At 35.3% G+C, this 23,955-nt stretch carries 38 protein-coding genes and 1 pseudogene; 2 read left to right on the top strand and 37 right to left on the bottom strand.

Annotation, left to right across the window (positions count from 1 at the left end):
• The first annotated feature begins 123 nt into the window (after nucleotides 1-123).
• Nucleotides 124-426 (top strand): hypothetical protein, encoded by a 303-nt coding sequence (locus ACLKL2_RS20170; protein ID WP_413694417.1) that lies wholly within the window; start codon nucleotides 124-126, stop codon nucleotides 424-426.
• A gap of 53 nt (nucleotides 427-479) precedes the next feature.
• Entirely contained in the window at nucleotides 480-791 is a 312-nt protein-coding gene (locus ACLKL2_RS20165) for a hypothetical protein (protein WP_413694416.1), read from the top strand.
• A 23-nt stretch (nucleotides 792-814) separates the two neighbouring features.
• On the opposite strand, the gene ACLKL2_RS20160 is transcribed toward ACLKL2_RS20165, so the two are convergent.
• From ACLKL2_RS20160 to ACLKL2_RS19980, 37 genes and pseudogenes are all read right to left on the bottom strand, one after another.
• Nucleotides 815-1,261: a hypothetical protein gene (locus tag ACLKL2_RS20160; RefSeq protein WP_413694415.1), complete on the bottom strand. Its 447-nt coding sequence runs from the start codon at nucleotides 1,259-1,261 to the stop codon at nucleotides 815-817.
• A 99-nt stretch (nucleotides 1,262-1,360) separates the two neighbouring features.
• The gene (locus ACLKL2_RS20155) at nucleotides 1,361-1,690 is read right to left on the bottom strand and encodes a hypothetical protein (RefSeq protein WP_413694414.1); all 330 of its coding nucleotides are present in this window, start codon (nucleotides 1,688-1,690) and stop codon (nucleotides 1,361-1,363) included.
• 319 nt (nucleotides 1,691-2,009) lie between these two features.
• Nucleotides 2,010-2,195, bottom strand: coding sequence for a hypothetical protein (locus tag ACLKL2_RS20150; RefSeq protein ID WP_413694413.1), 186 nt, complete (start codon nucleotides 2,193-2,195; stop codon nucleotides 2,010-2,012).
• Nucleotides 2,196-2,236: 41 nt separating this feature from the next.
• Nucleotides 2,237-2,527, bottom strand: a complete 291-nt coding sequence (locus ACLKL2_RS20145) for a hypothetical protein (RefSeq protein ID WP_413694412.1) — start codon at nucleotides 2,525-2,527, stop codon at nucleotides 2,237-2,239.
• A gap of 1,071 nt (nucleotides 2,528-3,598) precedes the next feature.
• Nucleotides 3,599-4,246 carry a DUF2726 domain-containing protein gene (locus tag ACLKL2_RS20140; protein ID WP_413694411.1) on the bottom strand — a complete coding sequence of 216 codons (648 nt, stop codon included), beginning with the start codon at nucleotides 4,244-4,246 and terminating at the stop codon, nucleotides 3,599-3,601.
• Complete coding sequence (locus tag ACLKL2_RS20135) at nucleotides 4,243-5,187, bottom strand: hypothetical protein (RefSeq protein WP_413694410.1); 945 nt, start codon at nucleotides 5,185-5,187, stop codon at nucleotides 4,243-4,245. The genes ACLKL2_RS20140 and ACLKL2_RS20135 overlap by 4 nt, the downstream gene beginning before the upstream one ends.
• Before the next feature lie 130 nt (nucleotides 5,188-5,317).
• Nucleotides 5,318-6,304: a conjugal transfer protein TraN gene (traN, locus tag ACLKL2_RS20130; protein WP_413694409.1), complete on the bottom strand. Its 987-nt coding sequence runs from the start codon at nucleotides 6,302-6,304 to the stop codon at nucleotides 5,318-5,320.
• Between the two features lie 143 nt (nucleotides 6,305-6,447).
• Nucleotides 6,448-6,720, bottom strand: coding sequence for a hypothetical protein (locus tag ACLKL2_RS20125; RefSeq protein ID WP_413694408.1), 273 nt, complete (start codon nucleotides 6,718-6,720; stop codon nucleotides 6,448-6,450).
• 756 nt (nucleotides 6,721-7,476) lie between these two features.
• Complete coding sequence (locus ACLKL2_RS20120) at nucleotides 7,477-8,454, bottom strand: hypothetical protein (protein ID WP_413694407.1); 978 nt, start codon at nucleotides 8,452-8,454, stop codon at nucleotides 7,477-7,479.
• A gap of 124 nt (nucleotides 8,455-8,578) precedes the next feature.
• The gene (locus ACLKL2_RS20115) at nucleotides 8,579-9,610 is read right to left on the bottom strand and encodes a hypothetical protein (RefSeq protein ID WP_413694406.1); all 1,032 of its coding nucleotides are present in this window, start codon (nucleotides 9,608-9,610) and stop codon (nucleotides 8,579-8,581) included.
• A 146-nt stretch (nucleotides 9,611-9,756) separates the two neighbouring features.
• On the bottom strand, nucleotides 9,757-10,323 hold the full coding sequence (locus tag ACLKL2_RS20110; RefSeq protein ID WP_413694405.1) for a hypothetical protein: 567 nt from the start codon (nucleotides 10,321-10,323) through the stop codon (nucleotides 9,757-9,759).
• Nucleotides 10,324-10,470: 147 nt separating this feature from the next.
• The gene (locus ACLKL2_RS20105) at nucleotides 10,471-10,935 is read right to left on the bottom strand and encodes a lytic transglycosylase domain-containing protein (RefSeq protein WP_413694404.1); all 465 of its coding nucleotides are present in this window, start codon (nucleotides 10,933-10,935) and stop codon (nucleotides 10,471-10,473) included.
• Entirely contained in the window at nucleotides 10,913-11,053 is a 141-nt protein-coding gene (locus tag ACLKL2_RS20100; RefSeq protein WP_413694479.1) for a TraU family protein, read from the bottom strand. The genes ACLKL2_RS20105 and ACLKL2_RS20100 overlap by 23 nt, the downstream gene beginning before the upstream one ends.
• 106 nt (nucleotides 11,054-11,159) lie before the next feature.
• On the bottom strand, nucleotides 11,160-11,609 hold the full coding sequence (locus ACLKL2_RS20095) for a TraU family protein (RefSeq protein ID WP_413694403.1): 450 nt from the start codon (nucleotides 11,607-11,609) through the stop codon (nucleotides 11,160-11,162).
• Nucleotides 11,610-11,623: 14 nt separating this feature from the next.
• Nucleotides 11,624-11,926 carry a hypothetical protein gene (locus ACLKL2_RS20090; RefSeq protein ID WP_413694402.1) on the bottom strand — a complete coding sequence of 101 codons (303 nt, stop codon included), beginning with the start codon at nucleotides 11,924-11,926 and terminating at the stop codon, nucleotides 11,624-11,626.
• 129 nt (nucleotides 11,927-12,055) lie between these two features.
• Nucleotides 12,056-12,418, bottom strand: coding sequence for a hypothetical protein (locus ACLKL2_RS20085; RefSeq protein WP_413694401.1), 363 nt, complete (start codon nucleotides 12,416-12,418; stop codon nucleotides 12,056-12,058).
• On the bottom strand, nucleotides 12,396-12,719 hold the full coding sequence (locus ACLKL2_RS20080) for a hypothetical protein (RefSeq protein WP_413694400.1): 324 nt from the start codon (nucleotides 12,717-12,719) through the stop codon (nucleotides 12,396-12,398). Before ACLKL2_RS20080 ends, ACLKL2_RS20085 begins: the two co-directional genes overlap by 23 nt.
• Nucleotides 12,720-13,056: 337 nt before the next feature.
• Nucleotides 13,057-13,581: a signal peptidase I gene (gene lepB / locus ACLKL2_RS20075; protein WP_413694399.1), complete on the bottom strand. Its 525-nt coding sequence runs from the start codon at nucleotides 13,579-13,581 to the stop codon at nucleotides 13,057-13,059.
• Between the two features lie 23 nt (nucleotides 13,582-13,604).
• Nucleotides 13,605-14,957: an ATP-binding protein gene (locus tag ACLKL2_RS20070; protein ID WP_413694478.1), complete on the bottom strand. Its 1,353-nt coding sequence runs from the start codon at nucleotides 14,955-14,957 to the stop codon at nucleotides 13,605-13,607.
• A gap of 30 nt (nucleotides 14,958-14,987) precedes the next feature.
• Nucleotides 14,988-16,235: pseudogene (locus tag ACLKL2_RS20065) on the bottom strand (TraC family protein); the annotation flags it as partial.
• 3 nt (nucleotides 16,236-16,238) lie between these two features.
• On the bottom strand, nucleotides 16,239-16,784 hold the full coding sequence (locus ACLKL2_RS20060; RefSeq protein ID WP_413694398.1) for a hypothetical protein: 546 nt from the start codon (nucleotides 16,782-16,784) through the stop codon (nucleotides 16,239-16,241).
• A complete protein-coding gene (locus tag ACLKL2_RS20055; RefSeq protein ID WP_413694397.1) occupies nucleotides 16,781-16,966 on the bottom strand; it encodes a hypothetical protein in 186 nt (61 codons plus the stop codon). Before ACLKL2_RS20055 ends, ACLKL2_RS20060 begins: the two co-directional genes overlap by 4 nt.
• Nucleotides 16,967-16,981: 15 nt before the next feature.
• Complete coding sequence (traA, locus tag ACLKL2_RS20050) at nucleotides 16,982-17,308, bottom strand: TraA family conjugative transfer protein (protein ID WP_413694396.1); 327 nt, start codon at nucleotides 17,306-17,308, stop codon at nucleotides 16,982-16,984.
• 73 nt (nucleotides 17,309-17,381) lie between these two features.
• Complete coding sequence (locus ACLKL2_RS20045; RefSeq protein WP_413694395.1) at nucleotides 17,382-17,642, bottom strand: TraV family lipoprotein; 261 nt, start codon at nucleotides 17,640-17,642, stop codon at nucleotides 17,382-17,384.
• Nucleotides 17,627-17,845 (bottom strand): hypothetical protein, encoded by a 219-nt coding sequence (locus ACLKL2_RS20040; RefSeq protein ID WP_413694394.1) that lies wholly within the window; start codon nucleotides 17,843-17,845, stop codon nucleotides 17,627-17,629. Before ACLKL2_RS20040 ends, ACLKL2_RS20045 begins: the two co-directional genes overlap by 16 nt.
• A 188-nt stretch (nucleotides 17,846-18,033) precedes the next feature.
• Nucleotides 18,034-18,834 carry a TraB/VirB10 family protein gene (locus tag ACLKL2_RS20035; RefSeq protein WP_413694393.1) on the bottom strand — a complete coding sequence of 267 codons (801 nt, stop codon included), beginning with the start codon at nucleotides 18,832-18,834 and terminating at the stop codon, nucleotides 18,034-18,036.
• A gap of 115 nt (nucleotides 18,835-18,949) precedes the next feature.
• Nucleotides 18,950-19,327 (bottom strand): hypothetical protein, encoded by a 378-nt coding sequence (locus ACLKL2_RS20030; protein ID WP_413694392.1) that lies wholly within the window; start codon nucleotides 19,325-19,327, stop codon nucleotides 18,950-18,952.
• Between the two features lie 9 nt (nucleotides 19,328-19,336).
• Nucleotides 19,337-19,543 (bottom strand): hypothetical protein, encoded by a 207-nt coding sequence (locus tag ACLKL2_RS20025; protein ID WP_413694391.1) that lies wholly within the window; start codon nucleotides 19,541-19,543, stop codon nucleotides 19,337-19,339.
• Nucleotides 19,537-19,929, bottom strand: a complete 393-nt coding sequence (locus tag ACLKL2_RS20020) for a hypothetical protein (RefSeq protein WP_413694390.1) — start codon at nucleotides 19,927-19,929, stop codon at nucleotides 19,537-19,539. Before ACLKL2_RS20020 ends, ACLKL2_RS20025 begins: the two co-directional genes overlap by 7 nt.
• A gap of 26 nt (nucleotides 19,930-19,955) precedes the next feature.
• Nucleotides 19,956-20,135: a hypothetical protein gene (locus ACLKL2_RS20015; protein ID WP_413694389.1), complete on the bottom strand. Its 180-nt coding sequence runs from the start codon at nucleotides 20,133-20,135 to the stop codon at nucleotides 19,956-19,958.
• A 4-nt stretch (nucleotides 20,136-20,139) separates the two neighbouring features.
• A complete protein-coding gene (locus ACLKL2_RS20010) occupies nucleotides 20,140-20,403 on the bottom strand; it encodes a hypothetical protein (protein ID WP_413694388.1) in 264 nt (87 codons plus the stop codon).
• Nucleotides 20,375-20,746, bottom strand: coding sequence for a hypothetical protein (locus tag ACLKL2_RS20005; RefSeq protein ID WP_413694387.1), 372 nt, complete (start codon nucleotides 20,744-20,746; stop codon nucleotides 20,375-20,377). Before ACLKL2_RS20005 ends, ACLKL2_RS20010 begins: the two co-directional genes overlap by 29 nt.
• A gap of 8 nt (nucleotides 20,747-20,754) precedes the next feature.
• On the bottom strand, nucleotides 20,755-21,051 hold the full coding sequence (gene traL / locus ACLKL2_RS20000) for a type IV conjugative transfer system protein TraL (protein WP_413694386.1): 297 nt from the start codon (nucleotides 21,049-21,051) through the stop codon (nucleotides 20,755-20,757).
• Nucleotides 21,052-21,351: 300 nt separating this feature from the next.
• Entirely contained in the window at nucleotides 21,352-21,792 is a 441-nt protein-coding gene (locus ACLKL2_RS19995; protein ID WP_413694477.1) for a DUF4400 domain-containing protein, read from the bottom strand.
• Nucleotides 21,793-21,839: 47 nt separating this feature from the next.
• Nucleotides 21,840-22,010 carry a hypothetical protein gene (locus ACLKL2_RS19990; protein WP_413694385.1) on the bottom strand — a complete coding sequence of 57 codons (171 nt, stop codon included), beginning with the start codon at nucleotides 22,008-22,010 and terminating at the stop codon, nucleotides 21,840-21,842.
• A 21-nt stretch (nucleotides 22,011-22,031) separates the two neighbouring features.
• Nucleotides 22,032-23,096 carry a type IV secretory system conjugative DNA transfer family protein gene (locus ACLKL2_RS19985; protein WP_413694384.1) on the bottom strand — a complete coding sequence of 355 codons (1,065 nt, stop codon included), beginning with the start codon at nucleotides 23,094-23,096 and terminating at the stop codon, nucleotides 22,032-22,034.
• Nucleotides 23,017-23,877: a helicase HerA domain-containing protein gene (locus tag ACLKL2_RS19980; protein WP_413694383.1), complete on the bottom strand. Its 861-nt coding sequence runs from the start codon at nucleotides 23,875-23,877 to the stop codon at nucleotides 23,017-23,019. Before ACLKL2_RS19980 ends, ACLKL2_RS19985 begins: the two co-directional genes overlap by 80 nt.
• Nucleotides 23,878-23,955: the final 78 nt, after the last annotated feature.

The following is a 23,955-nucleotide window of genomic DNA, read 5'->3' as shown; positions in this document are numbered from 1 at the left end:
GTTAAAACTAAACATTACTGGCATTTATTTTTTCTTTGGAAAAAGACTTTTATTCTTGGGTGAACAAAAACACCCAAACAATTCACTCAAACGAATTCAAAGGGCTGCTTTCATATCAAAGAAATGAAATCATCTAACGATGATTCATTTAACAAGCCACCAAAACATATCCGTCATATATGCATGGTGAATAGCAAAGAATCTGAAAGGGAAGTATTAGAGCGCATAAATGCGCTTAAAGATGCTTATGCGATTGCATTTATAACTCAACTAGAAATAGACAATAAACCTATTGATAATGTGAGCATTAAATACCCAATTCGTTTCCCTCTATTTAGAGAAAGAATTCGTCAAATTAATTTATCGGTTAACAATGCTTATTCATCCGTTTCTATAAAAAAGGGGCAGTTTCACCCGATAAAGTAGTCCTACTAAAAGAAAATATAACCCTATCTTTTGCTGAAAATTTAATTGAACAATTGACTAAGTTTGGTTTAAAAAGCAGTAAGTTAACTGAAAAGAAAACTGATGGGGAGCAACCTAAGTATTTTATAACAGCACTCGCAACAGAGCTTATTGATGTACTTGATGCTAAAGAATTACAGATAAGAAAGCCTACAGGTAAGCAATATCGAGCTAGACTTTATAGTTTAGATCAAAATGTTGAGCCTGAAGTTGTAAAGTATGGCTTTATTGTTTTAAATAGCGAGGCTTCTATCCATAATGTTTTGCCACAAAAACCTAAACCTAACTTTAAGTTTTCATTAAAAAAATGGTTAACTTTCCAGTAAAATTGGACGTTGAAATATATAAATCATAAACATACCGTTACAGTGTAACGGTATGTTTTTTTAATTTCATTAAACGTATCGATATCCAAGTTAGAAAGTAGCGTGTCTACCAGTTCATTTTTACTAATGTTGCCAGCTTCTACACATACTTTCTCTAACCTACCCCTCGCTTTTTTAGATACCGAAACTTGTAAATCATAACCATCTTTTTGTCTAGCCTTATAAACCCTTAATGTTGTTCTAAGCTTTCTGATACCTGACTTGGTTATGTATGTATCACGAAAATGAATAAAATCCTGCTCACCAATAAAAGGAGTTTCTTCAGTTAATTTATTGAAGCATCTAACAGCCGAGTTAAAATTATAAAATATTGGATCTTTATCCATTAAGCTTTCTACATTGTTTATTTTCTTTTCAACCCACGATATTTGATGTTCAATATTTTCATTTAGAGAATTAGTTTTAGCCATAATATTTGGTTCCTGGTTGTTTTTATGTAACGGGGGCGGTTATTGTTTTATTGGCACTGTGTTTTATTCGTTTCTTAAATGTTCTTGTTGGACGATGAGTTAGGTTCCTGAAAATATATCCACGTTATGAGAGGTAAAGTTTATTGCCGATCTTATTTTTATTTCTTCATGATCGATTGCTTGTTCATCATCGGTAGTAGGGATGCTAAACGAGCAGCCACTTTTATTCCGTATATGAAGATTAACAATAGATATTTGTTGGTAAGCTTCAGAACCCAAGCTAGGATTTTCTATTACTTCAGCTAGTTCACTTATACCAAGCTCAAAGGCGTTAACCATTAAGTAAACTTCCTTGTATGTTATTTCTCCCTTTTCAGCCATCGCTAGCCATACTGAAGCGTTTGCAATTATTCTATCTTTGATGTTCATTCACCCTCACTTTAATAACTTTATTGTTCAGTTGAAACATTTTAGCATAACTCAAATCGTTACACTGTAACGATTCATTAATTTAATATTGACTATTCTTCAGCTAGCATCATTCTTATAGTGCATAGCTCGGCTATTGCATCACTTAAATCAATGTACCTAGTTGAGTTAATGATTATTTTTGCATTTATTTTTTCTACAACTCGATCATCAAATACGCTTCTTTTCATCTTATACTCTAAAATCCTATCTTCCTTAATCTTTAAAATGCATAGTTCCGTTATTGCCGTGTTTAAGTCGAATGAAAGCCCGTTTATGCTTATATTGGCCTTTTTCTTTTGCGCCTTTTTTCTTCCTCTTTGTCTTTAATGCGATACCAATCACGCCATTTTTTAGTCTTTGAGTTAAGCCTGCTTTGCAACGTTGCTGGACTGATATCAAGCTCATTACATGCATCAACCGCTCTGTTGTACTTGATGCCAGAAGCCATTACTTTCTGTACCATATAGAACCAACCTATTGCTAATTTGAAGATAAATTTATAGATTACAATTGCCAATCACTAAGAAATTGTTCGATACTTTCTGTTATAACAGGCAAACAATTACTGTTCCCGTCTGTTATTACCCAATGATTATTTTTTTCATCAAAAGTAAATGAGTGAATATTGTTTGCTGCATCATCTAAATCAATATCAGATATGTTGGCTGCTGCTAATAAAAGAGCAGGTAGGCAATAAAACGACTCACAATCAATTAGCTGATTATAATTAATATCACCATGAACAGTAAAATAGTGAGCATGTTTATTTAATATATAAGAAATATTTTCACACATAACCAATTCCCCTTTATAAAAACGTTACAGTGTAACTGTGCAATTTAAGCCAATGTAAATAATTTTATTAACACGGCCATCTTAATTAATATTGAGTTAAAGCTTTAAATAACTCTTTACCGTTACAGTGTAACGTAAAAAATAAATATCCAAACTAAATACGTTACACTGTAACGAAAATAAGCAAAAAAAACGTTACAGTGTAACTTATCAATAAAACCCTCCAAATAAGCGTAAAAACTTGTCGTTTAAAGCAGGTTGAGTAATAACATCACTTTTAATGTAAGTTATTGATTTAAAACGGTTCATTGGGTAGTGCTACTTATCACCAACCTTAAAGACCATAAGGTATTTAAGGTTGGTGATTCAATTTTAAAATCTACAGCACAATTGCCAACAAAGTTTATATTTAAGAAGCACACAGACGAGTGAAATATTAAAATAATAGAATATTAAAAATATTAAAATAAAAGAATATTAAAATAAAAGAATATTAAAATAAAAGAATATTAAAATAATTCACAGTGTTTTAGATGGGGCTTTAGAAGTAATTAAGATTCACATAACATTCAAAAGCGCCAACCAGAGGGGGAGATTAAAGTGATTGAGCTATTTTTAAACTTATATTTCCGATGGTTTAAATTAAGTCATGATCAGCATTAATAAGGCTCATTAATGTTTAACGTGAAGGATTTAAGGCATTTAGGGCACTCTATTTCATGCGTACCAGATTCAATAGAGTAATTCATACCAAGCTCGGATGTTCCAACTATACGTTGACAGCAAGGTGTTACAACTAGAATTTCTAAATCCACTTCAGTTTGCAAGATTGACATTTTTATTTACCCTTTTTGTGATTATGTAATAAAGAAAATCTTCATCGATTTTTGAACAGCCTATTGAATGACTGTTTTTTTAAAAAAACAGACACCATGTTTATAATAGCTTTATTATCTATTAGGGCCATTACTATCTTTGTATCAGCCGTCCAAAAATGAGAGGTTATGTGCCTGGTTGTTTTATTTTGACAATGAGTTAACTGTTAAAAGAACTTTTTTGCTGCGCATAAGCTTAACTTGGCTCTGTTCGATAAGAGCAATTTGAGCAAGATTTAAATGTTTTCCCTTTGTTCGGCCATCCCATAATTGTTCTTTCCAGAGTGCTTTCATTGCATCGAGGACATTTATCATTAGGCAGCGTATCTATGTCAGCACCATCATTCTTTATATCATCAACTAACAAACTTGTTATTTCATTGAAGTAACTAACATTGTATTTACGAGCGCATTTGATTCTAAATAGCTTAATGCCAGCTTGCTTTAAAGCATTATTTTTTTCACTGTCTCTTTTAAAAGCAGACGTAGAAAGATGGCTGCTATCATCTAGTTCAATCGCACATATTATTTTGCTAGTAGAAAGTTCAGTTAAAACAAAATCAACATGCTTTGCTTGTACTTTATGAAGCAATTCTAACTTGCCCTTTTTTGGCAAAACAATATCAGCAAGTCTTACTTTAGAATTTATAACAAAGGAATTAGGTATGTGCCTTTTTAGCTGAGTAAAGAAGTTAAGTTCTGCTTTGGTAAGCAATGTTCCTGCTGAAGCGTAGCCTTTAGCTGAAGCAGTACTGATTAAATATTGAAAAATATAAAAAAACAGAAAAACCCCACCGATAACCCTTAGTATTTCATCAAAATAATGATCAATGAAAGGGATCATTTTACTACCTCAACAAAATCGTAACGCTTGCCGTTAGTGTATATTTTAGGTGTATGGTCATTTGTTATTGTGTATTTTTTCCCGTTAATATCGCGATATGCAGTATAGTTAGGCTCATAATAATAATAGTTACCTCCTAGCTTTCTAGTTAACTTTTCCATATAAATATCATAAGTAAAATCATCAATACCAAGATCAGAACCTTCATAGAAAATATGCTTACTAACGCCAAGCACAATAAAGCCTTTAGTAGTATTGTTTAAACCTAATGTATAACTCAAACCAGATACATCTTCTTTATTTAAACTTGTTGCCTGTATTCTTAACGTATCGCTATAAAAGCTTTCGTTTGTTAGCATCGCTTTATTGCCTCCGAACCCAGCTTGAAATCTAATGCCATTATATAAAGCAACATGATCAGTGTAGCCATTAGATTTTTCAATTTGCTCTATTTCAACCCCGTACTCACCAAATGTTTCAATGATTGCTTGAGTGATTTTTTCTTGTATAGCAATTGTCGCATCAAGGCTATTTGGGTATTTAGAAACACTTTCTACTGCAATCCATCGTGGACTTTTGGCATAATGTTTAGATCTGGACATATCATTAATATACCCCATCCCTACACTACCTAACCCTCCAATATCACCTGTTAATAACCGAAATACACCAACTGCTTTCATTGCAGAACTCGCGCTAACAGCATCTTTAAAATTTGCTTTATTATCTTCAATTTCTTTTATGCTTAGATCGCGTAAAGGTGATTTATAAGTCTCCATCCCTCTTTCATAATCTTTAGTCAGGTCTGTTTGGTTAGCAATATTCATCGCTATAGACTTTTCATTATCAAACTCAACAATAGGTAAAGGCTCATAAGGCTTAGATGAGCAAGCTGCTAGTAGGATAGCGGCAAAAGGTAACAACGTTTTTTGGTATTTCATAAAAAATCCTTTTAATTAATTAACTTATACTTACTAGATTACAGGGCAAAAAAAAACTCCAAAGTTATATTTTAAAAATATAATATTTTGAAAATATAATATTCTTTCAATATAACTATGGAGCTATAAACTACTCAACTGGTGTTTGATACTCTTCCCACATTTCTTCATAAGCATCACGGCTTATTTCGTCAGCATCATAATCTTCTGACCTAATTATATTAGACTCTATAACATTATCTCTATCTAATCCGTTAGTCATATATGAACCTAAGCCAGTTAATGTTTCTACGTCAATCTCACTTTGATCAACAAAATTGCCTGTAGAAATTAAAATACCTATCCACTCATCAAGATCAACATCATCCCAATTCACTTTTGAAACATCCTCTAGTGCTAGTCCGTGACAATTAGGGTTTTTAGCAGTCCCCCAATCTAAGCCCATTTGAGGTTGCATATATACCTGTTCCATCATTATTCTTGACATAGGCGAGTCAAAAACACAATGAGATTCTAATTTTTCAATACATACTCCAAACACCTCTTGAGCGCAGTAAGTACCCAAATAATGGGTTGAAAGCAAATCCCTTTTCATTGCCAAGTCTAGCTCTTCATCTTCACAAGCATAAATAATCCCTACAACTAATGTAAAAACAACATAGGCTAGGTATGCATAATATACATACATAAGCGCGGTTCCTGCTGCATTCATCGCTGCTGATGGCCCTACTGTTGCTACCCCTTCCGTTACAGTTGTTTCAAAAAACACGTTTGCAACTTCAGAACCAAAGTTATCTATTAAAAATTGATTGGTAGTAGACATTACTTGTTGGGTAAACTCACTCATTGCTTGACTTACTACGCCATCTGCCGCCTCACCACTCACAGAAGAAGCACTTTGCGCTACGTCAGCGGGGCTGCTCCACGCAGTAGTCCAAGCATCACCGACATACTCAGCGGCATCATAAACATAATCTGAAGCTGTATTCCAAGCACCGTTATAACCATCGATAAGGCCGAGCTGTGCCGTAACCGCATCCATCGTGACCATTTTTTGAGTTAGAGCAATGTAATCACCTAATGAAACCGTTACAGGGTTCTCACAACAATTTTGCATCCCCCCAACCGCAATTTTACATGTTTGAGCTGTGCCTTGAAAAAGTTCTAGAAGTAACATCACCTGATTGAACAGATTCTTCGGGTGCATCTTCTGTATATTCAGACTCATCTATATCTGTTGAGCCATCGGCAACACCATCACTAACTGTACTTGAGGTTGTTGATACAGACCTCGCTATTGCGCTTGTAAAGCTTAGACATTTGATCTTCCATATCATCGCCATATTCTTCTTGCTCATCTTTTATTGCAATAAATTGCTCACCAATATAATCAGTAAATAGCTCATTAACCTCCATATTTGAGTCCATATCACTTGCAAATGCCTTTGGAACTATTGAATCGAAAAACATCCCAAATTGAGCTAAAACCCCATCAAGTATTTTTCTTTCATTTTCATTGTTTTCTTTAGCCAATGGCGATGCGGATTCCGATGTGCATCTATTTTCGATCTGCGTTCCACACTGGATAATCATCAACACAAGAAATTTCTGCTGCAACTTCTTCTTCACAAGTTTCTGTGTCAGGGTTATAGGTTAAACTTGAATTTGAGCAAGTAATAATTGGTTGAGAGGCATAGCTAGCCTCACATAAACCCGTTGCAGAATTAAGGGACTGTCCATCTTCTGCAGATCGGTGATGATGTAGATGTGTTGTAGCACTGCCCGTCTATCTCCGTATAACCACTCGCACAACTAACATCTGCATCAATAATTGTACTTTCATAACAGAATCCATCTATATCAACTTGATCATCCCTACAACTGTACTCAACAAATGCCGGTTCTTCATGAGTTCCGTAAATACCAGTTGATAGCTCATAGTATTCACAGTATTGGTGAGCAAGTATTACCTGTTATTTTTAATTGCCATTCAACCTCATATCCATTGTGAATTAAGCAATCAGCAGGAAAATCAACAGACTCATCTACAACACAAGTTTGTGTTGATGCTTCTCCGTTTGTATATCTTTGACAGTATTTAGTATCGTAAGGAACGTAAATATCTGGACAGGTATAGATTGCATCTTGAGAACCAGTTTGTTGACAAACACCATTAGCGAGTGTATCCTGATTCGCAGGTTGGAGAAGAGCTTACAAACCCTTCACAAATACCCGTTTCAGGGTTATATATTTCTGATTCGTTAGTACACTCATAACTAACTTCTGCATTTAAGAGCAAATATCATCATCTGTAGACCACGGATCATCACCCTCTGTTAAAACATAACCTGACGGGCATAAACTAGTAGGTGGAACTTCACAAATACCATCTTTCAATAAATGCGTGTCGGTAACACAACTTGAAGCAATGGCCGTTGCTGATGTGTTTTTACAAATTTCACTAAACTCATCATTCGCTACTTTTTGTAGGGTTTCACCACATGTATAAGTGTAACCCCCAATATCAATAGGTGTACAATAAGTAATTGCACTGTTTTCAAAGATAGTTGAACCTTCACTAACTATCTGAGCCCCTGATCTGCTACTAACTGCATAGTAATTATCTTGGTCGAAAGAACATTCCCCTACTTGCTGTAAACAAGTGTTGCTCGCGCTGTTGTAATCAAACCCTGTAGGACAAGTAACTGTTGGGTAATATCTATCAGGCGTATTCTCTTCTGAGTAGCTTTCTTCTGGAATATTTTCACAAGTGAAATCATTTTGCGCATATTGTAAAATTTGCAGATAAGCATTTGCTTCAGCAAAACTAGAATTGGGTTCATCCCTTTGTGGTGAATAACAGCTTTCACCGACACATTGTATTTCTCCATCACATATTAATACTTCTTGAACTGACTCAGTTCCTGATGTTGCATCATAACCGCAGTCATAAGTATCAGTCTGAACATAACAAGTACCAGCATCCGACATTGCACCTTCAACGCACTCTGTTCCTACATAACTACACGTTTCTGATTGTTCTAAAGCTTCACAAGTATTCGTGTCAATAGTTTCATTTTGAAAACAAGTTTCTTCCCCATCCATATTGGTTGTACATATTTCGCCTTCGTTGAATGCACAGTCAAAATCTGCATCAACACGCCTACAAAAAGGGCTGATACCCTCAATAGGCGATGCATCAAAATCATCTTCACAAACATTAAATCCATTTATCGTGGTACAGCCGTTTTCATCTAAATCAGGCATATCTCCACATGTTACTGATCCAGTACACACCCCTCTTCCAACTTGCTTTGGATATCAATAATTTCAAGAATGTTTTCAGGGGTTGTCCACTCGTCATTATAAATTAAGCTATCAGGATCATATTCTATTTCAAATAAACTATACCCTTCGCCTTCTCCCCGACTGATGTTCTTGTTTTAAAGTCAACCGTACTACCGCTTTCAACCTCCTTCAAACGACTAGTAACATCGATTTGAGGTGATTTTGCCCAAGTTCTTTCTAAATCACATTTAGTTCCAATTTCGGGAGGAAATTCACCGTTCGGCCCGTTATAAACCAACTCTCCATTTATTAAAACTTGATGATAATCATCAAAGTATGAATACTTCAATTCTGCAAAAGTAATGGCGTTCGGTTGAATTATCTCTAATACCACTTCTTCTTCATAAATAGTACATGAGCCAGTCCAATAATTATTTCCTATCGTACCAATCCAAACGTTTATGCATCCATCACCGCACGATGCAATATTAAATGGCCCTGATTCATGCTTTATCACCCCTGCCTCATAAGAATGAGCCACGGTAACACTTTTCGATTGAATGGGTAGTTTCTCGCATCTTTCGTAACTTGGAATATGATAAGTAACTCCGTCAGATATAACTTCTTTATCTATACGGCATTCTGTGAAGTCTTTTGCAATTTCAGATAGGTTTTCAAATACGTTATCAGTTTGATCCCAAATTGGATCATTACTTAAATCTGGTCGTTGGGTTGAGAAAGTTTTCTTTAATAAGTCGTAAGCCATTTCACTATCAGTTTCAGGATCTTTATTATCATAAATACCTTGAACCGTTTCACCTGCAATAATAGTGTTTGCATCACTACCATAGGCGTTTGAAGTATCTGTTGCTAAATAAGTGTTATCTTTCTGCCCTGTTGCATCTTCAGCGCTAAAGATAACCTCTCCATCTAATACAATATCACCAGTTGTATTAACTGATGTATAAGGAAAGTTTGAATATATATCATCAACCCCTTGAGTTGCTTCAGCGAGTTGCTGCTGATAAAGCGTATCTGCAAAAGCCATAGTCATAAATAATGTTTGCGTAGTAATTGTTAATAACATGCTAATTATTCTAGCTAGCCATGAACTCAAGTAGTCTTTTAATATCATTTAAACCTCCCTATACCGTTTGCCAATTACTCAAGCTTCTTCAAGCTCTTTTTCTTTTACCTCTTCTTTTTTATCAGCCTTGGTTTTTAGAGTTAGTTTTTTTGTCTACAATGTTTTTGTCATCATTGTCATTTACAATCTCAGCATCAATTTTTAATTCTTTCATTGTTTCTATTGCTGCTTCTATTATTGCCTGTTGATTTTGCTAATGTCATAGCATTTTTAGCAATATTACTTATTTGCTGTGAAATATTACGCATGTGAATACTAAGTTTAACAACACGGTCTTTTCTTACGCGAGAAGTCATTTCCCCACCTAACCAAATTGAATCAATTAGATTAGTTACAAGCTCAAATTTCCCCATCATATTTAAGTAAGTAGAAGCAAGAGGACTATAAATTTTAAACTCTTTCTCTTTGCTCATTGTGTAGCTGACTCGCTCAAACTCATTTTCTTCCATCGTTTTGTTATATTTGGCAATGTTTTCATTGAACAATTTAATTTTTTCTTGGAAGATTCCTTGTACTTTTTCATTAGCGACTTCAGCAACACTATCATCCCCGATATAAAACAGAATCACATCAAGGGCATAAAGGCTGCTCATTGTGCGCGTAATGTATTGATCAAGAGCTAATATTGAAGCTTCTGAATGCATACTTAATGTTTTACTAAGAACAGGACGAGAATATTTTCGTTTTGTAATTTTTGGCATGTTAAATTTCCTTCTTTATCTGATTGATAGATTTTTTAATTATTTGTTTTTAACGCTTCATAAACAAAATTTGATGGTGTACCGCAATAGTTTTTGTGGCTAGTACAACCACCCAAAAAACTAATGTTGTTAATAATAAAAATACTTTCATATGTCCCTCTTCATTATTTGCTCAAAGTTCTTTCTAACAAGACTGATATATTTATCTCTAGCCCTAACCTTATTTTTTGTTTTAGAAAAACCAGCGTTGTAACCACCTATGGCAAGCCATCCCTCACCATGTGATTTAAAATTTTGAGCTAAAATCCAAGCACCAACAAAAACATTTATGCATGGATCATTAATAACATCACTTTTACTAATTCCTAAATCGGCCAATGTTTCAAACCACCAACTATTAATTTGCATTAATCCATAGTCTACAGTGCCATTAGAATTTGCTTTATTAACTGCATCTGGTTTCAATCTTGATTCTGTATATGCAATAGCTTTTAGTAAGCTTGGGTTTATATCGTAGTAAAAACCAGCTTCATCAAAGCAAAAAGACTTTGCTGAAAAAGATAAAAAAACGAGATAAATTAGTGAAAACCTAAAGCATGAAACAACAGTCATTCCACCTCCACAACATATATACAGCATCCTCTTTAGTCGGTATGTTCCTCCACTCTCCCCATAAAAAAGCAGGCTCACCTATTTCATGTGCCTCTTGAGTTTCGGCTACGGGATACATCATGTTCATTTTGTATTGTGTTTTGGGAATGGTAGGAACAACTCAGCAGAACAAAGAGCATCATCGCCCATTGTTTTTCTAGCTAATAATCTTCTATGTAGCGCAGCTACAGAGCGAGTTGCAAGTAAACTGGTTTTAGTTGCAAGTGAACTTTACCTGTAGCGTAGCCTGAAAATGGATACATCCCTCCCCAAGCCCCAGCACACCAAAATAATGAATTTATAGGCTTACCTACAGTAGCAGCAGCTCCATCAGCAAGACACGCTGCAACAGAAATAGGGTTTCCAAAAATAACAGACTCAGGGTTAGCAAAAAACGCTAGTTCTTCATCAGACCAAGTGGGATCAACTTCAGAAAAATAAAGCAAGTCCATACTTAAATATCCATCACCACATCGATTAGGCGAAAGCATTTCCAACATCATTAACAAAGGGTATGCAAAGTAATGGTAGTGCCAAAAAGCCGCTTGTGCCCCTCCTTGCTGCTCATTGGCCCCTGTAGTGCCTCGTTGACGGCCATCGGTCATATTCATTTCTGCACCGCCTAATGACATCATACAATCGGGTTCTCTTACCAGCTCAACAAGTCTTGCTGGCTCATACATTGATTGCGTAAACCAGGAATATAAATGCCTAAATCATCCTCGCAAGAACAAACTATATCGCTTGTAGCCTCATCTGGCGCACCGCTACCTGTTGGGCTAACATTTGTGCCTAGTAGCCTAATTGGATACATAGACTCCCAAGGGGTATCAGTTATTATTTGTCCTGTTAAAACACCAGCGTCTTGACACTCTCCAATATCAACCTCATCTTCAGCCAAAACATTAAAATTAATCAAAGATAATAAAGCGACTAATATTAATTTATTCATGCGATTCCCTTGTATCAAACTCACTAATAACAAAATGCTTTTCTTTGTTATCGGCAACAACAATTGATGGAATAGCTCGCAAGTCAAAAGCGTTTAGAATATCTTTATTTAGCATGAACACTTGGCTATTTAATTTTTTCTCAACGTCCTTAATTGCATTCCATTCTTTTTTCTATCGTATTTAGTCGTTATTAGTTTTGTTCGTAAATTGCTTTTAGGTAGCGACTTAACAAATTCAATGTGATTTTCATTTGTCGCATCAAATACAACAATTCTCATCGTGAACGGCAGTCGTTCAAAAGTATTAAACGAGTCACCTTTTCTAGCGATAACAACCCCCTCTTGAGCGATTACATCAGCACCTAATGTCAACATTGGCGTAAAAAACCTTTCTCTTGTTTCAGTCGCTTCGAGGAGCTGTAAGAAATCAACATTAGGCCAATAGTTAGCTTTGGCATCAGCTATAATTTTATCTGTATCCAACTTTTCCAAATCGTTCTTTTAAAATCTCAGTTAGACTTCTTTCGCTGATTAAAATAGTATTCCCAAAACTACCCAAATCACCTACATTGTTCTTTTCTAACTGCTCGTACATGTAACGAGTATTTGTAAGGCCAGTAGCAAAACTAACAATCTCTTTCCCTTGGTAAGCTAAAATCATTGGCGCTACTTTTGCACCAACTTCATCAAAAGGAGTAGGATCTAAAAAAACATTAGGCACATTCTCTGAATATTCTTCAACAAGCTTATATACTCTAAGGGCCGCATCAGTAATTGTTTTCTCTTCAGGCAACAACCCCTAATATAAAAGCTCACATCACCTCTATTTTTATATGCGCTAAATAACCTTTGTATTTGTTCTTCATCCATAGCCGAAGAAATAAGAATTTTGTAGGATATTTGATCGCTATAAGTAGAGGGAATTGTTCTGAATTAGCATCATTTATTGGCGTTAAAGCGGAACTCATCATCCCACCATCTTCATTTTGCATTGCTTTATTTTGATTAATTAGAGAGTCAATAAAACCAGCACCTAAAGCCGCCTCCTCTTTTTATTGCTTCACTGAAATCATCATTCGCATAACAATTAAAAGATAAGCTGCCCAATAACAATAACTTTATAGTTGCCTTTACCATAACGGTATTGCCTCCCCTCTTACTTGTGAAATATCTGCTAACCCCCAATAACGAGAATCGTATGATCTTGGTGCTGTTCCCATAAAGAAAAACTTATCTTTTGGTATTTCGTATGTTTTATAAAAACTTTCCTTAGTTTCTCCCAATTTTTCTGCCAGCATCAGCCCTGTTGTTTTTAATGTTCCATTAATAAAAACACCTTTTTTATTAATGGTCACAATATCGCCCTCGATACCTACAACGTATTTACCCATCGTTGCACCATCTTCAAAAAAAGGCTCTAACCCCATCGCTTTAAAAACATAGATTTGATCTCTTTTTATTGCGTCAACTTTTTTAAGTTGAAAGTAAACCGAATACTCAGGAATGCAGCGAATATCTTGTGTATCAATCATGATCGAATAATTTTCACTAACGAATGACTTCAATAAACTATAAGTCCCAACCATAAACACAATTAACCACACGGCTTTAGCTGCAAATTGCAATGGAGGTATTCTTTCTTTACTCTTATTCAACTTTTAATCCCTAATGCGATTATCTAAGCAACAAAATCTGCTTTATCTAATTCATTTTTCTTATCTAATATTTCGCCATCATCATCTAGCAGGTTTCCTTCTTCTATTGCCTTGAAAAGATTTTTTTCATCTAACTTTGTACAACCAAAAATAGCTGTAATGTTATTTTGTTTAATCATTTTCTTGACGTTCTGATCTAAAAAATTAGGTCGTTCTAATGGGTATCTTATTAACCTACGCTCTTCACACGCTTTAATTAACGAATCGTTAAGCCCATATCCTAAATTGGCATACTTATCCAGTAACGCATTATCCTTGGCGCTTGTTGAATACATCAACATGCGGTTAGGATCAACAATCAACCTACCAATACCCATCCCTGAATCTTGGCAGTTGAAGAATATTTCTGAATAATGGCCTTTCACGGTCTTAACTTTTTTGAGAAGGCGATAACCTGCATCGGGAACAGACAATAAATTATCTTTTTCAGCGCTTGTGATAGTGCTATCTTTTTGTTTGAGGATTAAAGAATTTGCCGCATTTTCCATTATCGCGCGACCAGCAGAAGTAGACTGCATATCAAATGGCGATTGGCTAATTACAACACCAGCCCCATTGTATTTTCTAAAACGTCTAAATCCACGCTCGATAAAGACTGTTACCGCTGGCGAGTTACCAAGCAGATCCCAAGCTTCATCGATCAAAACAATACGTTTTATGTTCCTATCAATTTTAAAATCGTGATACATGGCCTGTTGTATTTGAACAATTAAGATATAGAGGACAACAGCCTGAAGATCGGGGTTTTCTGATAATCCATCCAATTCAAGCACGTTAAAATCACCAGAAAAAGTAACGTTATGAGGCTTATCAAAATATTTTCCATATTGGCCCTTAGCTGTAAAAGAAAATAGCTGTCTACCAACATCCCTAATTCGTCTATCATCATCTTTTTTCAATAAGTCGGCCACATCATCAATTTTCGATGAGCAACCTTTTTCAAACCATACTTTGCCGATTATTTCTTCAATCACCTTATATTGTAAATCTGACACTTTATCGTTACTAAAAGCCATTGCTACGATTAACCCTGATAGCATTGTTACAGCTTCACTAAACGCATTAGGATCTTGATCATCAATCATTGTAAAAGGGTTCATAGACATTTCGCTATTTTCGTTAAAAGCGATAAAGTTACCTTTGAATGAATTGGATAATTTTTTGTAGCTCTCCCCAGCATCAATAGCCCAAATCTTGTCATTAGTAGATAAGTAACTTCTGATAATTTCATTAGCAAGATATGACTTACCCGACCCTGATTCTGCGAAAATTGTAGTGTTGTAGTTTGTTTCAGAGTCGAACAAGTCAAAGTTCATAATTTGACCAGCTCTACTAACAAACTGCATTTGAGGCGTACCTGTTCCTTTCCAATCACTGAAAATTGGCAGCATTGGCATAGCGTGTTTTGTTGACATTGTGTAATATCGCATTGACCTTTTAGCCGCTTCATTACACGCACCAAATGGCAGGTTATTAATGAAAGATGGGATAGAAAAACTATTTTCTCTTATCATCGTTGTTCCGCAGTTGTCCATCATGCTATGAAGAGTTGTTAAGCCGTTTTCAGCCTCACGCTCACTATTAGCAAAGACACAAGCATTCAAGCTCAATTTGACTAACTTATATTCACCAAAATCTTTTGTTAGATCTTCTAGTTCACCACGCATTATTTTTATTTTTGGTGCAAATCTACTCAGACCTTTCAGGCTTTGTCTAATGTAATTATTGTGTTTTGTAGTCACTTTTTCTTTAGCTGACTTCTGATCAGGGTATTGCAAATTAACAGTAATTAAAAAGTTTTGAGTTAAGAACCCATCCCCGTTAAAAGGATCTGCGAACCATTGAAAAGCGGTTCCTATTCTTGTGCTTTTAGGGAATTTATGAGCAGTCAACATTTTGCAATGAGTTTCTTTATCGTTGTACTCAAACGTTACGCCACTTTTATTTTTTACTATGGTTGTATCTTCTTGAATGAACTGTTCATTTAAAGGTCTGTTTTCGTCTACCTCTATTTTTCTATTTTTACGCCAAATAGCATCATCACCCCAATGAATTAAAGAGTGAAAAATGTTTAATAACATTTCATCAGTCATTTCAATTTGATTAAAATGAGCATTACCCAAATACATGCCGAATGCTTGTTTTATTTTTAAAATATCTTCTATTTCATCATCATCAACCACAACTGATTTGACTGGCATTTTAAAAGTAATCATTAGTTGTATATCACGAACTAATGTTCGCTGGTTCATTTCAATAGGGGTAGAAGTCCCCCCCACAAGTGACCTAATGCAACGTTATGAATTCTTTTCATTTCTTCGTCTTTACATTCTCTTCGCATTGAATCAGATTGATGTAAATAGTCTTTAATATCAGGACTGCCAAAAAGAAAAACTGACCATAGAATCAGGTGGCATATATTCTTTTAATAACAAACCAATCGCACTTAGCGTTTTAGTATCCCACCCACAAATAGGCGTACATAAGTAACTAAAACCAGCAGTTACATCATCGTTTACAAAAATATTTGTTTCATCGCAAAATGCTAAAGGTCTGAACAATCGGCTCGCTTCATCTTCGTTATGGTTAAACATTAGCTACTCCATGTTTCTTGCTAAAAAAGCCACTATTGACTGAGGTAGGCCATGACTTGCAACGTCATTAGAGGCTATTAAAGTTGGGGATTTTTTTAGTTTTAAGAAAGCAGATACCCCGTAGGTTTTCGATATCAAATCCTGATCACACACACCACTTGTTGAACCGAAACTTTTATATTTAATTCTTTTTATAATTTGACTGGATTTTTCACCTTTGATAACGCATGAAAAAGCAAATAATCTTTTAACTGAAGATTGCGTGAAAGGCGTAAGAATATATCTAACTCTGTATTGGTTTGTTGCTGCATTGATAACATCAATTGCATTTGAAGAAATATCCAAAAATGGATCAATAAAAACAATAAGTTCTTTTGGTTTTGTGGGATTGGCAGTAAAGCCAAATATATTGACTGTATCTATTTTTAATTTATTAAATGGTATTTTAGTCTCTGCTTCAATCAAATCGGTACTACTTGAAAGCGCAGTGTTTTGAAACATATCGTAAAGTTGACCTTTGATAACCCACCTTGGGTTATCTAAAATCACAATAGCTTCTTTTTTTCGAATAGTACTACTGAGTTTGAATTTTCAAATTGCTTTGCTTTCGATGCTTTTGCACTCAGCTCTTTAAACATTTGTTCTGGCGTTTCACCAGCAGCAATTGCCAATGGCGAAACGAAAGAGAAAGCTAACAAAGTTATACCAGCTACATTATTTAATAATTTCATTAGCTTCTCCTTTAATTACAAGATAGCGGTGAACATACCGTCAATAACAGTAGGGGTGAAGTTAAGACCTAATGCACAACCAACACCGATTGCAACAGCTTTTAGTGTTTGTGATGCAATCCCCATAATTATTCCGATCACGACAAACGCAATAGAAACACCTTTACCCAAAGAACCTTCAACCCACTCTGTTAACTGATCAACCCATGCATCAAAAGTTGCATCAGTACCAGCATGAGCCATGCTTGCCATGATCACACTTAACACAAGTAACCCAGTAAAAAATAAAGCGTTATTTTTTAGGTCTTGTTTCCCTTGTTCATCTAGTTGTAAAAATTTCATTTTTTCTCCATTTTATTTAAAATTTTTTGGTTAGTTAAAACCAGTTTCTATGTTTAACTTCTTTATGAAAACGCTATGGTTGACGCTTAGGCAATGATTCAAAACGTCTTTCTATGATTTCTTTGTCGCGCACCTCCATTCCATTTAAATTTACTTCTCCATTAGTTTTAACATCCGATTCAACATTTCCTAAATGCGGTTTTACAAAAGATTTCGAATTTTTTTCTGATACATTCAAAATATTCCACTTTCTATTCTCAATATCCGTATAAATTAAACTTGATAAGTACAAATCATCTGATTTATCAGTCCAAGGAGCTATCCAAATGCGCATAACTTTTGTTGCTTCTCTAATAACGTTTCCATCAAATGCAAATTGAGGGGCACACTGAATTTTATTTTGTTGCTAGTGTTCTTTTCTAACGTAGGATTATTAGGCTTAACGCTATTAACGCTCTTCTCATCTGAAAATGTTTCTTTGTTTTTTCCTATCCCTCTAAATTCATCTAATGTCACTTGTTTAGCTTCACCGCTCATGTACTAACCGTAATCACTTCATTGGTTTGCAATTCTCCATCGGCTGCTTCATATATCGTTCTCGATGAACCACACAGAGCGTTATTATCCCCCCGAACAATTAAATTCTGTTTGGCCTACAGAACACCCACTTAGAAACGTTAATCCTAATAATGGCGCTAAAATAACTTTTAAATAATTTTTCTGATTCATAGTTCAACTCCTTGAGTAATTACAATATCAACAACACGACCAGCACCTACTTCAATAACAGGGTGCATTGCATCAGCCAACTCCATGTAATAATCCGCAAGTTTTTCAAAAGTAGTTGCAGCCCCTTGAGCAGCTCCTCCTTGAACAGCGTTTGTTGAGAAAACGCTGTTGTAATCTTGAGTACCTGTTGAATCGGTAGAAATAACAGGCACAGGGTTAACATTGAACGCGCTTCCTAAACCAGCCATAAACCCAGAAGCCATAGCATTAATAAGCACCTTAGAGTTTCTACTTACTAATGTTCCTTTCAGACCAGCCTTGCCATCTTCACCAACTGCAAATGCTGCAAACTTGGTTTCAATGACTTGTCCATCTTCACGCATACAACTGACAACTTCACCTCTCAGGTAAACTCTCTCACTTGCCAAGTCTCCGTAACCAGCCATTAAAACAAAGCATTCCCTAACTTCTTCAAGTTCAAATAAATTAGGCAACACAGCTTCTTTTTTTATTCTAATCAAAACAGGGAGTGGTGAATCTGAAGATTCGGCTGTTGTTGGTGCATCTATGCCTGTAATCGAAACACCTGTTAAAATTGAACCTATTGGAACATGTAGCTTAAATTGTTCATCATCTTCAAATTGTATTGGTTCTTCGATAATACTAAACAACATTTCAGCTCTCCCGTCACCAGCTTGTGGGGTTATCTCTTGAAAAGAATTATCGTTTTCGTAAGGATCAGGTTCAGCACTTCCATAGCTGAACATGTTATCTGTTTCAGATTTCTTACGTCTCACAATTGGCATGGCCTTAGAAGAGTTTGGATCTGATATTCTAGAAGGTTTCACTGTATTAAAATCATGATCTTTTAAAGCAATTCGACCGCAGTTTTCACTTCATTTTTTTGATTATCTATGATGTTTTTTGTTTTTTGGCTTTCCTTCTCAAGTTTCCTCTGTAAATCATCAACAAGATTTGAAAGTTCTTCGTATGATTTAGCCTCCTTTTAGCTTTTTTATTCTCCCCTTCTAACTGTTCTAATCTTGCATCGAATTTATCCACATTATCATTGATACCGATAACTTGTTTATTGATTGATTCAACCCCAATTTCTCGCGTATTTTTAGCCGAGATAACAGTTTTTATAGGCTTTTCATAATATTCACGCTCTTTTTTGGCCGCAGTATTTGAGAAAAGAATAGTGATGATAAAAACAGCACAAAGCGCAAGCACAATGTAAATTAACGATATTTGACTTGGTTTGAAATATTTAGACAAGAACTTAGTCATGCATCCCCCTTACTTATCTAATAAAGAAACACGTTTTTTATACGATGTTCTTTCATTAACACGCTCAAACATAACGAACATTTCAGAGCGTTCATTAGGGATTAAAGTCGTACTAGGGTATGAAGCCACAGCTACAACGTGGGCGCTATGGCAACTATTTTCCAATAACGCCACTGTTTGTTTAGATATATTAGTAACCACTCCAATGCTCACCATATAATTACCACCCCCAACAACTGACCAGAATAGAAATCAAATGCCAGCCCAACTTGCTCGCATGATGGCAAGTAGTCGCTATTTAGCCTTTGCTCTATGTAACCTTTTGGCATATCACCTTTAGCAATAGTCGCTAATACGTCTTTAATAGTATCTATTCTTGGTTGGCTTCTTTCATAGTTCTTAGCAACGGTTGTCCCCATGCTAAAATTCTCCCCTATAACAATTTCTTGGGGCGGCAGTTTTTTAGGTATTAAAACAACGCTAATAGAATCTGACTCGCTACCCGACTCAGTAATAAACCCAGCGATCCTTCTATTTGATGTTGTTGAAAGGTAAATTACATTATCCTTTTGCTTATGGGTTACACCTTGAACTGAATCCATTTTTAATGATGGATTTTTAAATGGGGTTACAATTCTGTTGATGTGATAATTAGAAATTGAATAAATAGATGGCTTTTTTCTTCTACTTTAAGCGACTTCCCATTCAGCAATGCACTGCTTTTATCTTTGGCTAGATCTGCATAATCAGTTGCATTAGATTGGCTTGAAACCAATAAAACAGCAGCCAAAACGAATATCTTTTTCATTATATTATTCCTCACTATTGGCTTTTTTCTTGCGCCATTTCTTGTCATGCGGCAACTCGTTATACACATCTAAGTACTTCATAGTTGCTGTGTAATTGTTTACGTGGAATTCAAACTCAAATGTTCGAATGGAACTATCTCTATTGCCTGTCGCGCCTGTTGTTATTGACTTTCCTGTAACAAATGTTTTCCCATCTTCAAAGAAAGCATTTTCAGCTTGGAAGTCATAAGTAACATGGTCATCTACAATATTTTTTAGCTCTAGCACTCAATATTGTTTCCACTTCTCTATACACATTCGCATCAACAAAAGGCATTACAGCATTCTCAATAAATTTAGCGTTTTGAGGTGTTATGTTGCCGAGCATTTCCGCCATGTAATAACCAAGATTAATATGGGAGCTTTCACCCATTCTGTATCTTCCCATTTCAACAAGTTCACATGTTGCATTTGCATTGTTTATAACAATCGTATCTTTCTGCGTGTTGTAAAACAGAGAAACCCCCAACATCACAACCAGCAAAACATTTGCAGATTGCAATGAAATGGATTGCTTTTTTAGCTTGTTATAATTTATATTTATACTTTTCATTTTCATGATTTTATTCATTAGCCTCTTTATTTATAATATCTGCTAACAAGAATTGACTGCATTGAGCTAATCGATTTTTTTGCTGGATATAGTCCATTTTCCATTAAAAGATGAAAGTAATACCCTCGCGGTTTATCATCACGAATTCTTCTATATTTACTTGTTAATAAATAACCGCCAAGCATTCCCAACACAGGAGAATCTAGCCAAATACCAAAAATCAACCCGATGCAAACAGGCAAAGTTTCATCCCACTGCCAAATCAAAATATGGCTAGGTTCATCAATTAATGTAGGCACATCAATCCGATCTGGATTACTCATAAATAACTCCTTTAAAAAATATTCCTATTAAATACGTTATTACACGCATTTGAATTTCCAAAACCGATTAAGGGAAATAAAACAACAAAATGAAGAGAGGCTTTATATAGAAATGATTATCAATCAAAAAAAGACTGGAATTTTAGATGAAAAGTAAAAAAAATACAGCTAATACCACTAAACAAACAAAATTTAGCACTATTTTATATTTAAAATACCTATTTTGGAAACTTTTGATTTGTTTTTTATTTTAAGATTGGTAAATAAGGCGCTCATATCTTCTATAGCGCCTTTATCTGCTTAGTGGGGGGTTATTAAAGTCTTTTGATTGTGTTTGAGACGAACCATCCTGAAAACATAGCGGTAAATGTTCCAACGAATGGAATTACATAGAGGGTGTACTGCTACTGGAATGAAAATCAAAACATATAAAATCAACGGTAAAACGTAAATGCCTTTTCTAGCTAAACCGTGTCGCATTGGCGAAGAATACTCAAACCCTTGCTTCTTTATCTCTCGCTGATAATAACCGCTTACAATTGCACCGAACATTAGCAATGAAAACAAGAAGGCCCATGCAGAAAAAGATACAACCCTAAGTATAGAGAAGCGAATAGAGTATAAAAAATTGTCTATCCCAACCTCTAAATATCTCCAAAAAGAAATAGGAATAACCTCTTCTTCAGCATAATACTTATCGATATATGTTTTAGGGAGAATAAGCGACTTAAAGCTTTGAATAGCATTATTAGAAACAAAAATACGGTTATAAAATGTATCTGTAGTTTCTAATAATTGCTGAATACTTTTTCACCATAAACATCACTCATCATAGCTATTTCCTTGTCTGCTACATCGAGCATCACATCACTAAAGCAAAAAGATATGAGTAAAACAACTATACTAAAAACCCCCATAACTCGCGCTTTTCCAAATAACTTATCGTCATTATCAGCCATTGTTAATCCTCTTCTTTTGGTTTAGGTGATCTTGGCTTTCCTAATTATGGGTAGCCTACCTTTTAACAATCTACCACCAGCAAAAGAAGCTACAAACTCAAGATCGGGCAGTTTAGATAAAAGCTCTTTTGGGAACAATTCAACTTCCTCTTCCATTAAACGCTCACCAATATTTGCACTCATCAGATTAACATCATCATTAGAAGCATTGAACCCTTGAGTTCGCATTACATATTTAACTCTAGTTGTTGGGTTTTTAGAGCTAACACGTTCTTGTGTTGCCGTATCATTACACCTGAAACTAATGTAATTGTTTGTAGAAGCAATTATTTGGTCAGCTTTTGCCTCTGATCCAAGCTCTGCTGTAAGATCGCTTATTGATTGTGTGGCTATCCACAATCTAAACGAGCTACCTCGACTTTTATTTACTAATTGAATAAGTGGTTCACATAACATTTCTGAAGCTTCATCAACAAAAATGTTAATAATTCTATCGGATTGGTTCCCGTGATTATATCTGTTTGCAGCAACAGCCGTTGCATCAGCTAATATCATCTTCCCAATAGCACTGGATACAATTTTATCCCCTAACGAGTCAGTACCGATTACTAAGCACTTGTTTGTGCTAATAATGGTTTCCATGTCAAATATTTTGCGAGTATCGTCCATATCAGATGGTGATAACATTTCCCCCAGCTCACCTGACGTTACTTTTTGAAGATTAGCTAGTAGATTGGTTGTCGATTGCTCTAACAACCTTCTTTTATCAATATACATAGAGGCCATTGATTCGATTGTTGGGTTATGATGTTCACTTGCAACATTCTTGCGGTAAAAGTCTACGCATAATAGAGCTCTAAACTCCTCATCACCTGTAGATTCAAGCTTGCTAAAAATCTTATCTCGCCAGTTTATCGATTTAGCATCAAACCACCCCAAGCAAGCTAACTCCAAAAGTTTTGCGTAATGCTCGTAATAATATCTAATGCGCGTAAGCGTTACTTGTTCATTGATAATATGGCAAGCATCGACAATATATTGAACAACTGTATTGGCAATGTCGCAGATAAAAAGAATCCCCATCATCAGGCAATAGCGCAGTTACTCGCGCGGCAAGCTCTGACGAACGAGTGAAGTTCTTTAATGGATTTAGTCTAACGCAGTCTCTAGGGAAAGCTGGATGCCAGTATAAAAACTTATCTGGTTTTCCAATCTCTTCACATGCCTCCCTGCTAATTTCTTTAATGTCTTTATCTCCTTTGGGATCAAAAAAGATAACAACCTCATCCCTATAAATTAGTTGTTTCAACAACACCCCAAAACAGCAAGATTTACCACTACCTGAAGCGCCAGTTATCAGAGTGTGACCATTAGCATGTTCTATCGGAAACCTTAAAACAGTCTCTTTTTCTATTAGGCCGTGTATATAGCCATCACCTTTGGATACTCTTTGCTTTCCTATCAGTTCAGGAACGTTTCTTTTTAGGATATCAAATATTAATTGGGATTCCGTTTGAGTCCATTCACCACCCCAGCCAAAGAATAGGCTATCTATTTTTTTGATTTCATTAATAATTTCCTTATTCGTTATTTGAAAAAGGTTTATGGCCTCATCAGAAGATGGTTCAAGAAACTCTAATGGATACCCCTTTAGTCTGGATTTTCTTATATATATCTCTATGCCTTTCCTACCAAGTATTAAGCCTATAAAAGCCGTTATAAACGTAAACAAATGATAAATAGATTTTGGTACATCGAATATCAGAGGGCAGATGAAACAACAAGCAGAAATAGCTAACCATAGAGCCATTATTCTTAATTCGTAATTCTTGCGGAAAGGAAAGTTATATTCGTTATCAGCACTCATATTATATTCACCTTGTTACTAGTTTTAAGCATGTTCATAGCCGAAAAATCCGAATACTCACTGAAACTTTCACTTATT

Origin of the sequence: Psychromonas sp. KJ10-2 (assembly GCF_047323255.1) — a bacterium.
In the GTDB taxonomy this organism is placed as follows: Bacteria; Pseudomonadota; Gammaproteobacteria; order Enterobacterales; family Psychromonadaceae; genus Psychromonas.
This window is presented reverse-complemented; position numbering and strand designations above follow the sequence as displayed.

What these genes read in the sequence shown, in the direction of transcription:
- traN (WP_413694409.1), bottom strand. Translation starts at nt 6,304, where the DNA reads ATGCAAAATTGTTGTGAGAACCCTGTAACGGTTTCATTAGGTGATTAC.
- ACLKL2_RS20040 (WP_413694394.1), bottom strand. Translation starts at nt 17,845, where the DNA reads ATGAGCGGTGAAGCTAAACAAGTGACATTAGATGAATTTAGAGGGATA.
- ACLKL2_RS20110 (WP_413694405.1), bottom strand. Translation starts at nt 10,323, where the DNA reads ATGCCAAAAATTACAAAACGAAAATATTCTCGTCCTGTTCTTAGTAAA.
- ACLKL2_RS20095 (WP_413694403.1), bottom strand. Translation starts at nt 11,609, where the DNA reads ATGATGTCATTAGGCGGTGCAGAAATGAATATGACCGATGGCCGTCAA.
- ACLKL2_RS20090 (WP_413694402.1), bottom strand. Translation starts at nt 11,926, where the DNA reads ATGAATAAATTAATATTAGTCGCTTTATTATCTTTGATTAATTTTAAT.
- ACLKL2_RS19980 (WP_413694383.1), bottom strand. Translation starts at nt 23,877, where the DNA reads ATGAGTGCTGATAACGAATATAACTTTCCTTTCCGCAAGAATTACGAA.
- traL (WP_413694386.1), bottom strand. Translation starts at nt 21,051, where the DNA reads ATGAGTAATCCAGATCGGATTGATGTGCCTACATTAATTGATGAACCT.
- ACLKL2_RS20140 (WP_413694411.1), bottom strand. Translation starts at nt 4,246, where the DNA reads ATGATCCCTTTCATTGATCATTATTTTGATGAAATACTAAGGGTTATC.
- ACLKL2_RS20030 (WP_413694392.1), bottom strand. Translation starts at nt 19,327, where the DNA reads ATGACTAAGTTCTTGTCTAAATATTTCAAACCAAGTCAAATATCGTTA.
- ACLKL2_RS20070 (WP_413694478.1), bottom strand. Translation starts at nt 14,957, where the DNA reads ATGAACTTTGACTTGTTCGACTCTGAAACAAACTACAACACTACAATT.
- ACLKL2_RS20105 (WP_413694404.1), bottom strand. Translation starts at nt 10,935, where the DNA reads ATGACTGTTGTTTCATGCTTTAGGTTTTCACTAATTTATCTCGTTTTT.
- ACLKL2_RS19990 (WP_413694385.1), bottom strand. Translation starts at nt 22,010, where the DNA reads ATGGCTGATAATGACGATAAGTTATTTGGAAAAGCGCGAGTTATGGGG.
- ACLKL2_RS20025 (WP_413694391.1), bottom strand. Translation starts at nt 19,543, where the DNA reads ATGGTGAGCATTGGAGTGGTTACTAATATATCTAAACAAACAGTGGCG.
- ACLKL2_RS20055 (WP_413694397.1), bottom strand. Translation starts at nt 16,966, where the DNA reads ATGAAATTATTAAATAATGTAGCTGGTATAACTTTGTTAGCTTTCTCT.
- ACLKL2_RS20135 (WP_413694410.1), bottom strand. Translation starts at nt 5,187, where the DNA reads ATGAAATACCAAAAAACGTTGTTACCTTTTGCCGCTATCCTACTAGCA.
- ACLKL2_RS20150 (WP_413694413.1), bottom strand. Translation starts at nt 2,195, where the DNA reads ATGGTACAGAAAGTAATGGCTTCTGGCATCAAGTACAACAGAGCGGTT.
- ACLKL2_RS19985 (WP_413694384.1), bottom strand. Translation starts at nt 23,096, where the DNA reads ATGATGGGGATTCTTTTTATCTGCGACATTGCCAATACAGTTGTTCAA.
- ACLKL2_RS20100 (WP_413694479.1), bottom strand. Translation starts at nt 11,053, where the DNA reads ATGTATCCCGTAGCCGAAACTCAAGAGGCACATGAAATAGGTGAGCCT.
- ACLKL2_RS20170 (WP_413694417.1), top strand. Translation starts at nt 124, where the DNA reads ATGAAATCATCTAACGATGATTCATTTAACAAGCCACCAAAACATATC.
- ACLKL2_RS20120 (WP_413694407.1), bottom strand. Translation starts at nt 8,454, where the DNA reads ATGCCTGATTTAGATGAAAACGGCTGTACCACGATAAATGGATTTAAT.
- ACLKL2_RS20015 (WP_413694389.1), bottom strand. Translation starts at nt 20,135, where the DNA reads ATGAAAAAGATATTCGTTTTGGCTGCTGTTTTATTGGTTTCAAGCCAA.
- traA (WP_413694396.1), bottom strand. Translation starts at nt 17,308, where the DNA reads ATGAAATTTTTACAACTAGATGAACAAGGGAAACAAGACCTAAAAAAT.
- ACLKL2_RS20155 (WP_413694414.1), bottom strand. Translation starts at nt 1,690, where the DNA reads ATGAACATCAAAGATAGAATAATTGCAAACGCTTCAGTATGGCTAGCG.
- ACLKL2_RS20005 (WP_413694387.1), bottom strand. Translation starts at nt 20,746, where the DNA reads ATGAATAAAATCATGAAAATGAAAAGTATAAATATAAATTATAACAAG.
- ACLKL2_RS20045 (WP_413694395.1), bottom strand. Translation starts at nt 17,642, where the DNA reads ATGCGCATTTGGATAGCTCCTTGGACTGATAAATCAGATGATTTGTAC.
- ACLKL2_RS20020 (WP_413694390.1), bottom strand. Translation starts at nt 19,929, where the DNA reads ATGGATTCAGTTCAAGGTGTAACCCATAAGCAAAAGGATAATGTAATT.
- ACLKL2_RS20115 (WP_413694406.1), bottom strand. Translation starts at nt 9,610, where the DNA reads ATGATATTAAAAGACTACTTGAGTTCATGGCTAGCTAGAATAATTAGC.
- ACLKL2_RS20145 (WP_413694412.1), bottom strand. Translation starts at nt 2,527, where the DNA reads ATGTGTGAAAATATTTCTTATATATTAAATAAACATGCTCACTATTTT.
- ACLKL2_RS20160 (WP_413694415.1), bottom strand. Translation starts at nt 1,261, where the DNA reads ATGGCTAAAACTAATTCTCTAAATGAAAATATTGAACATCAAATATCG.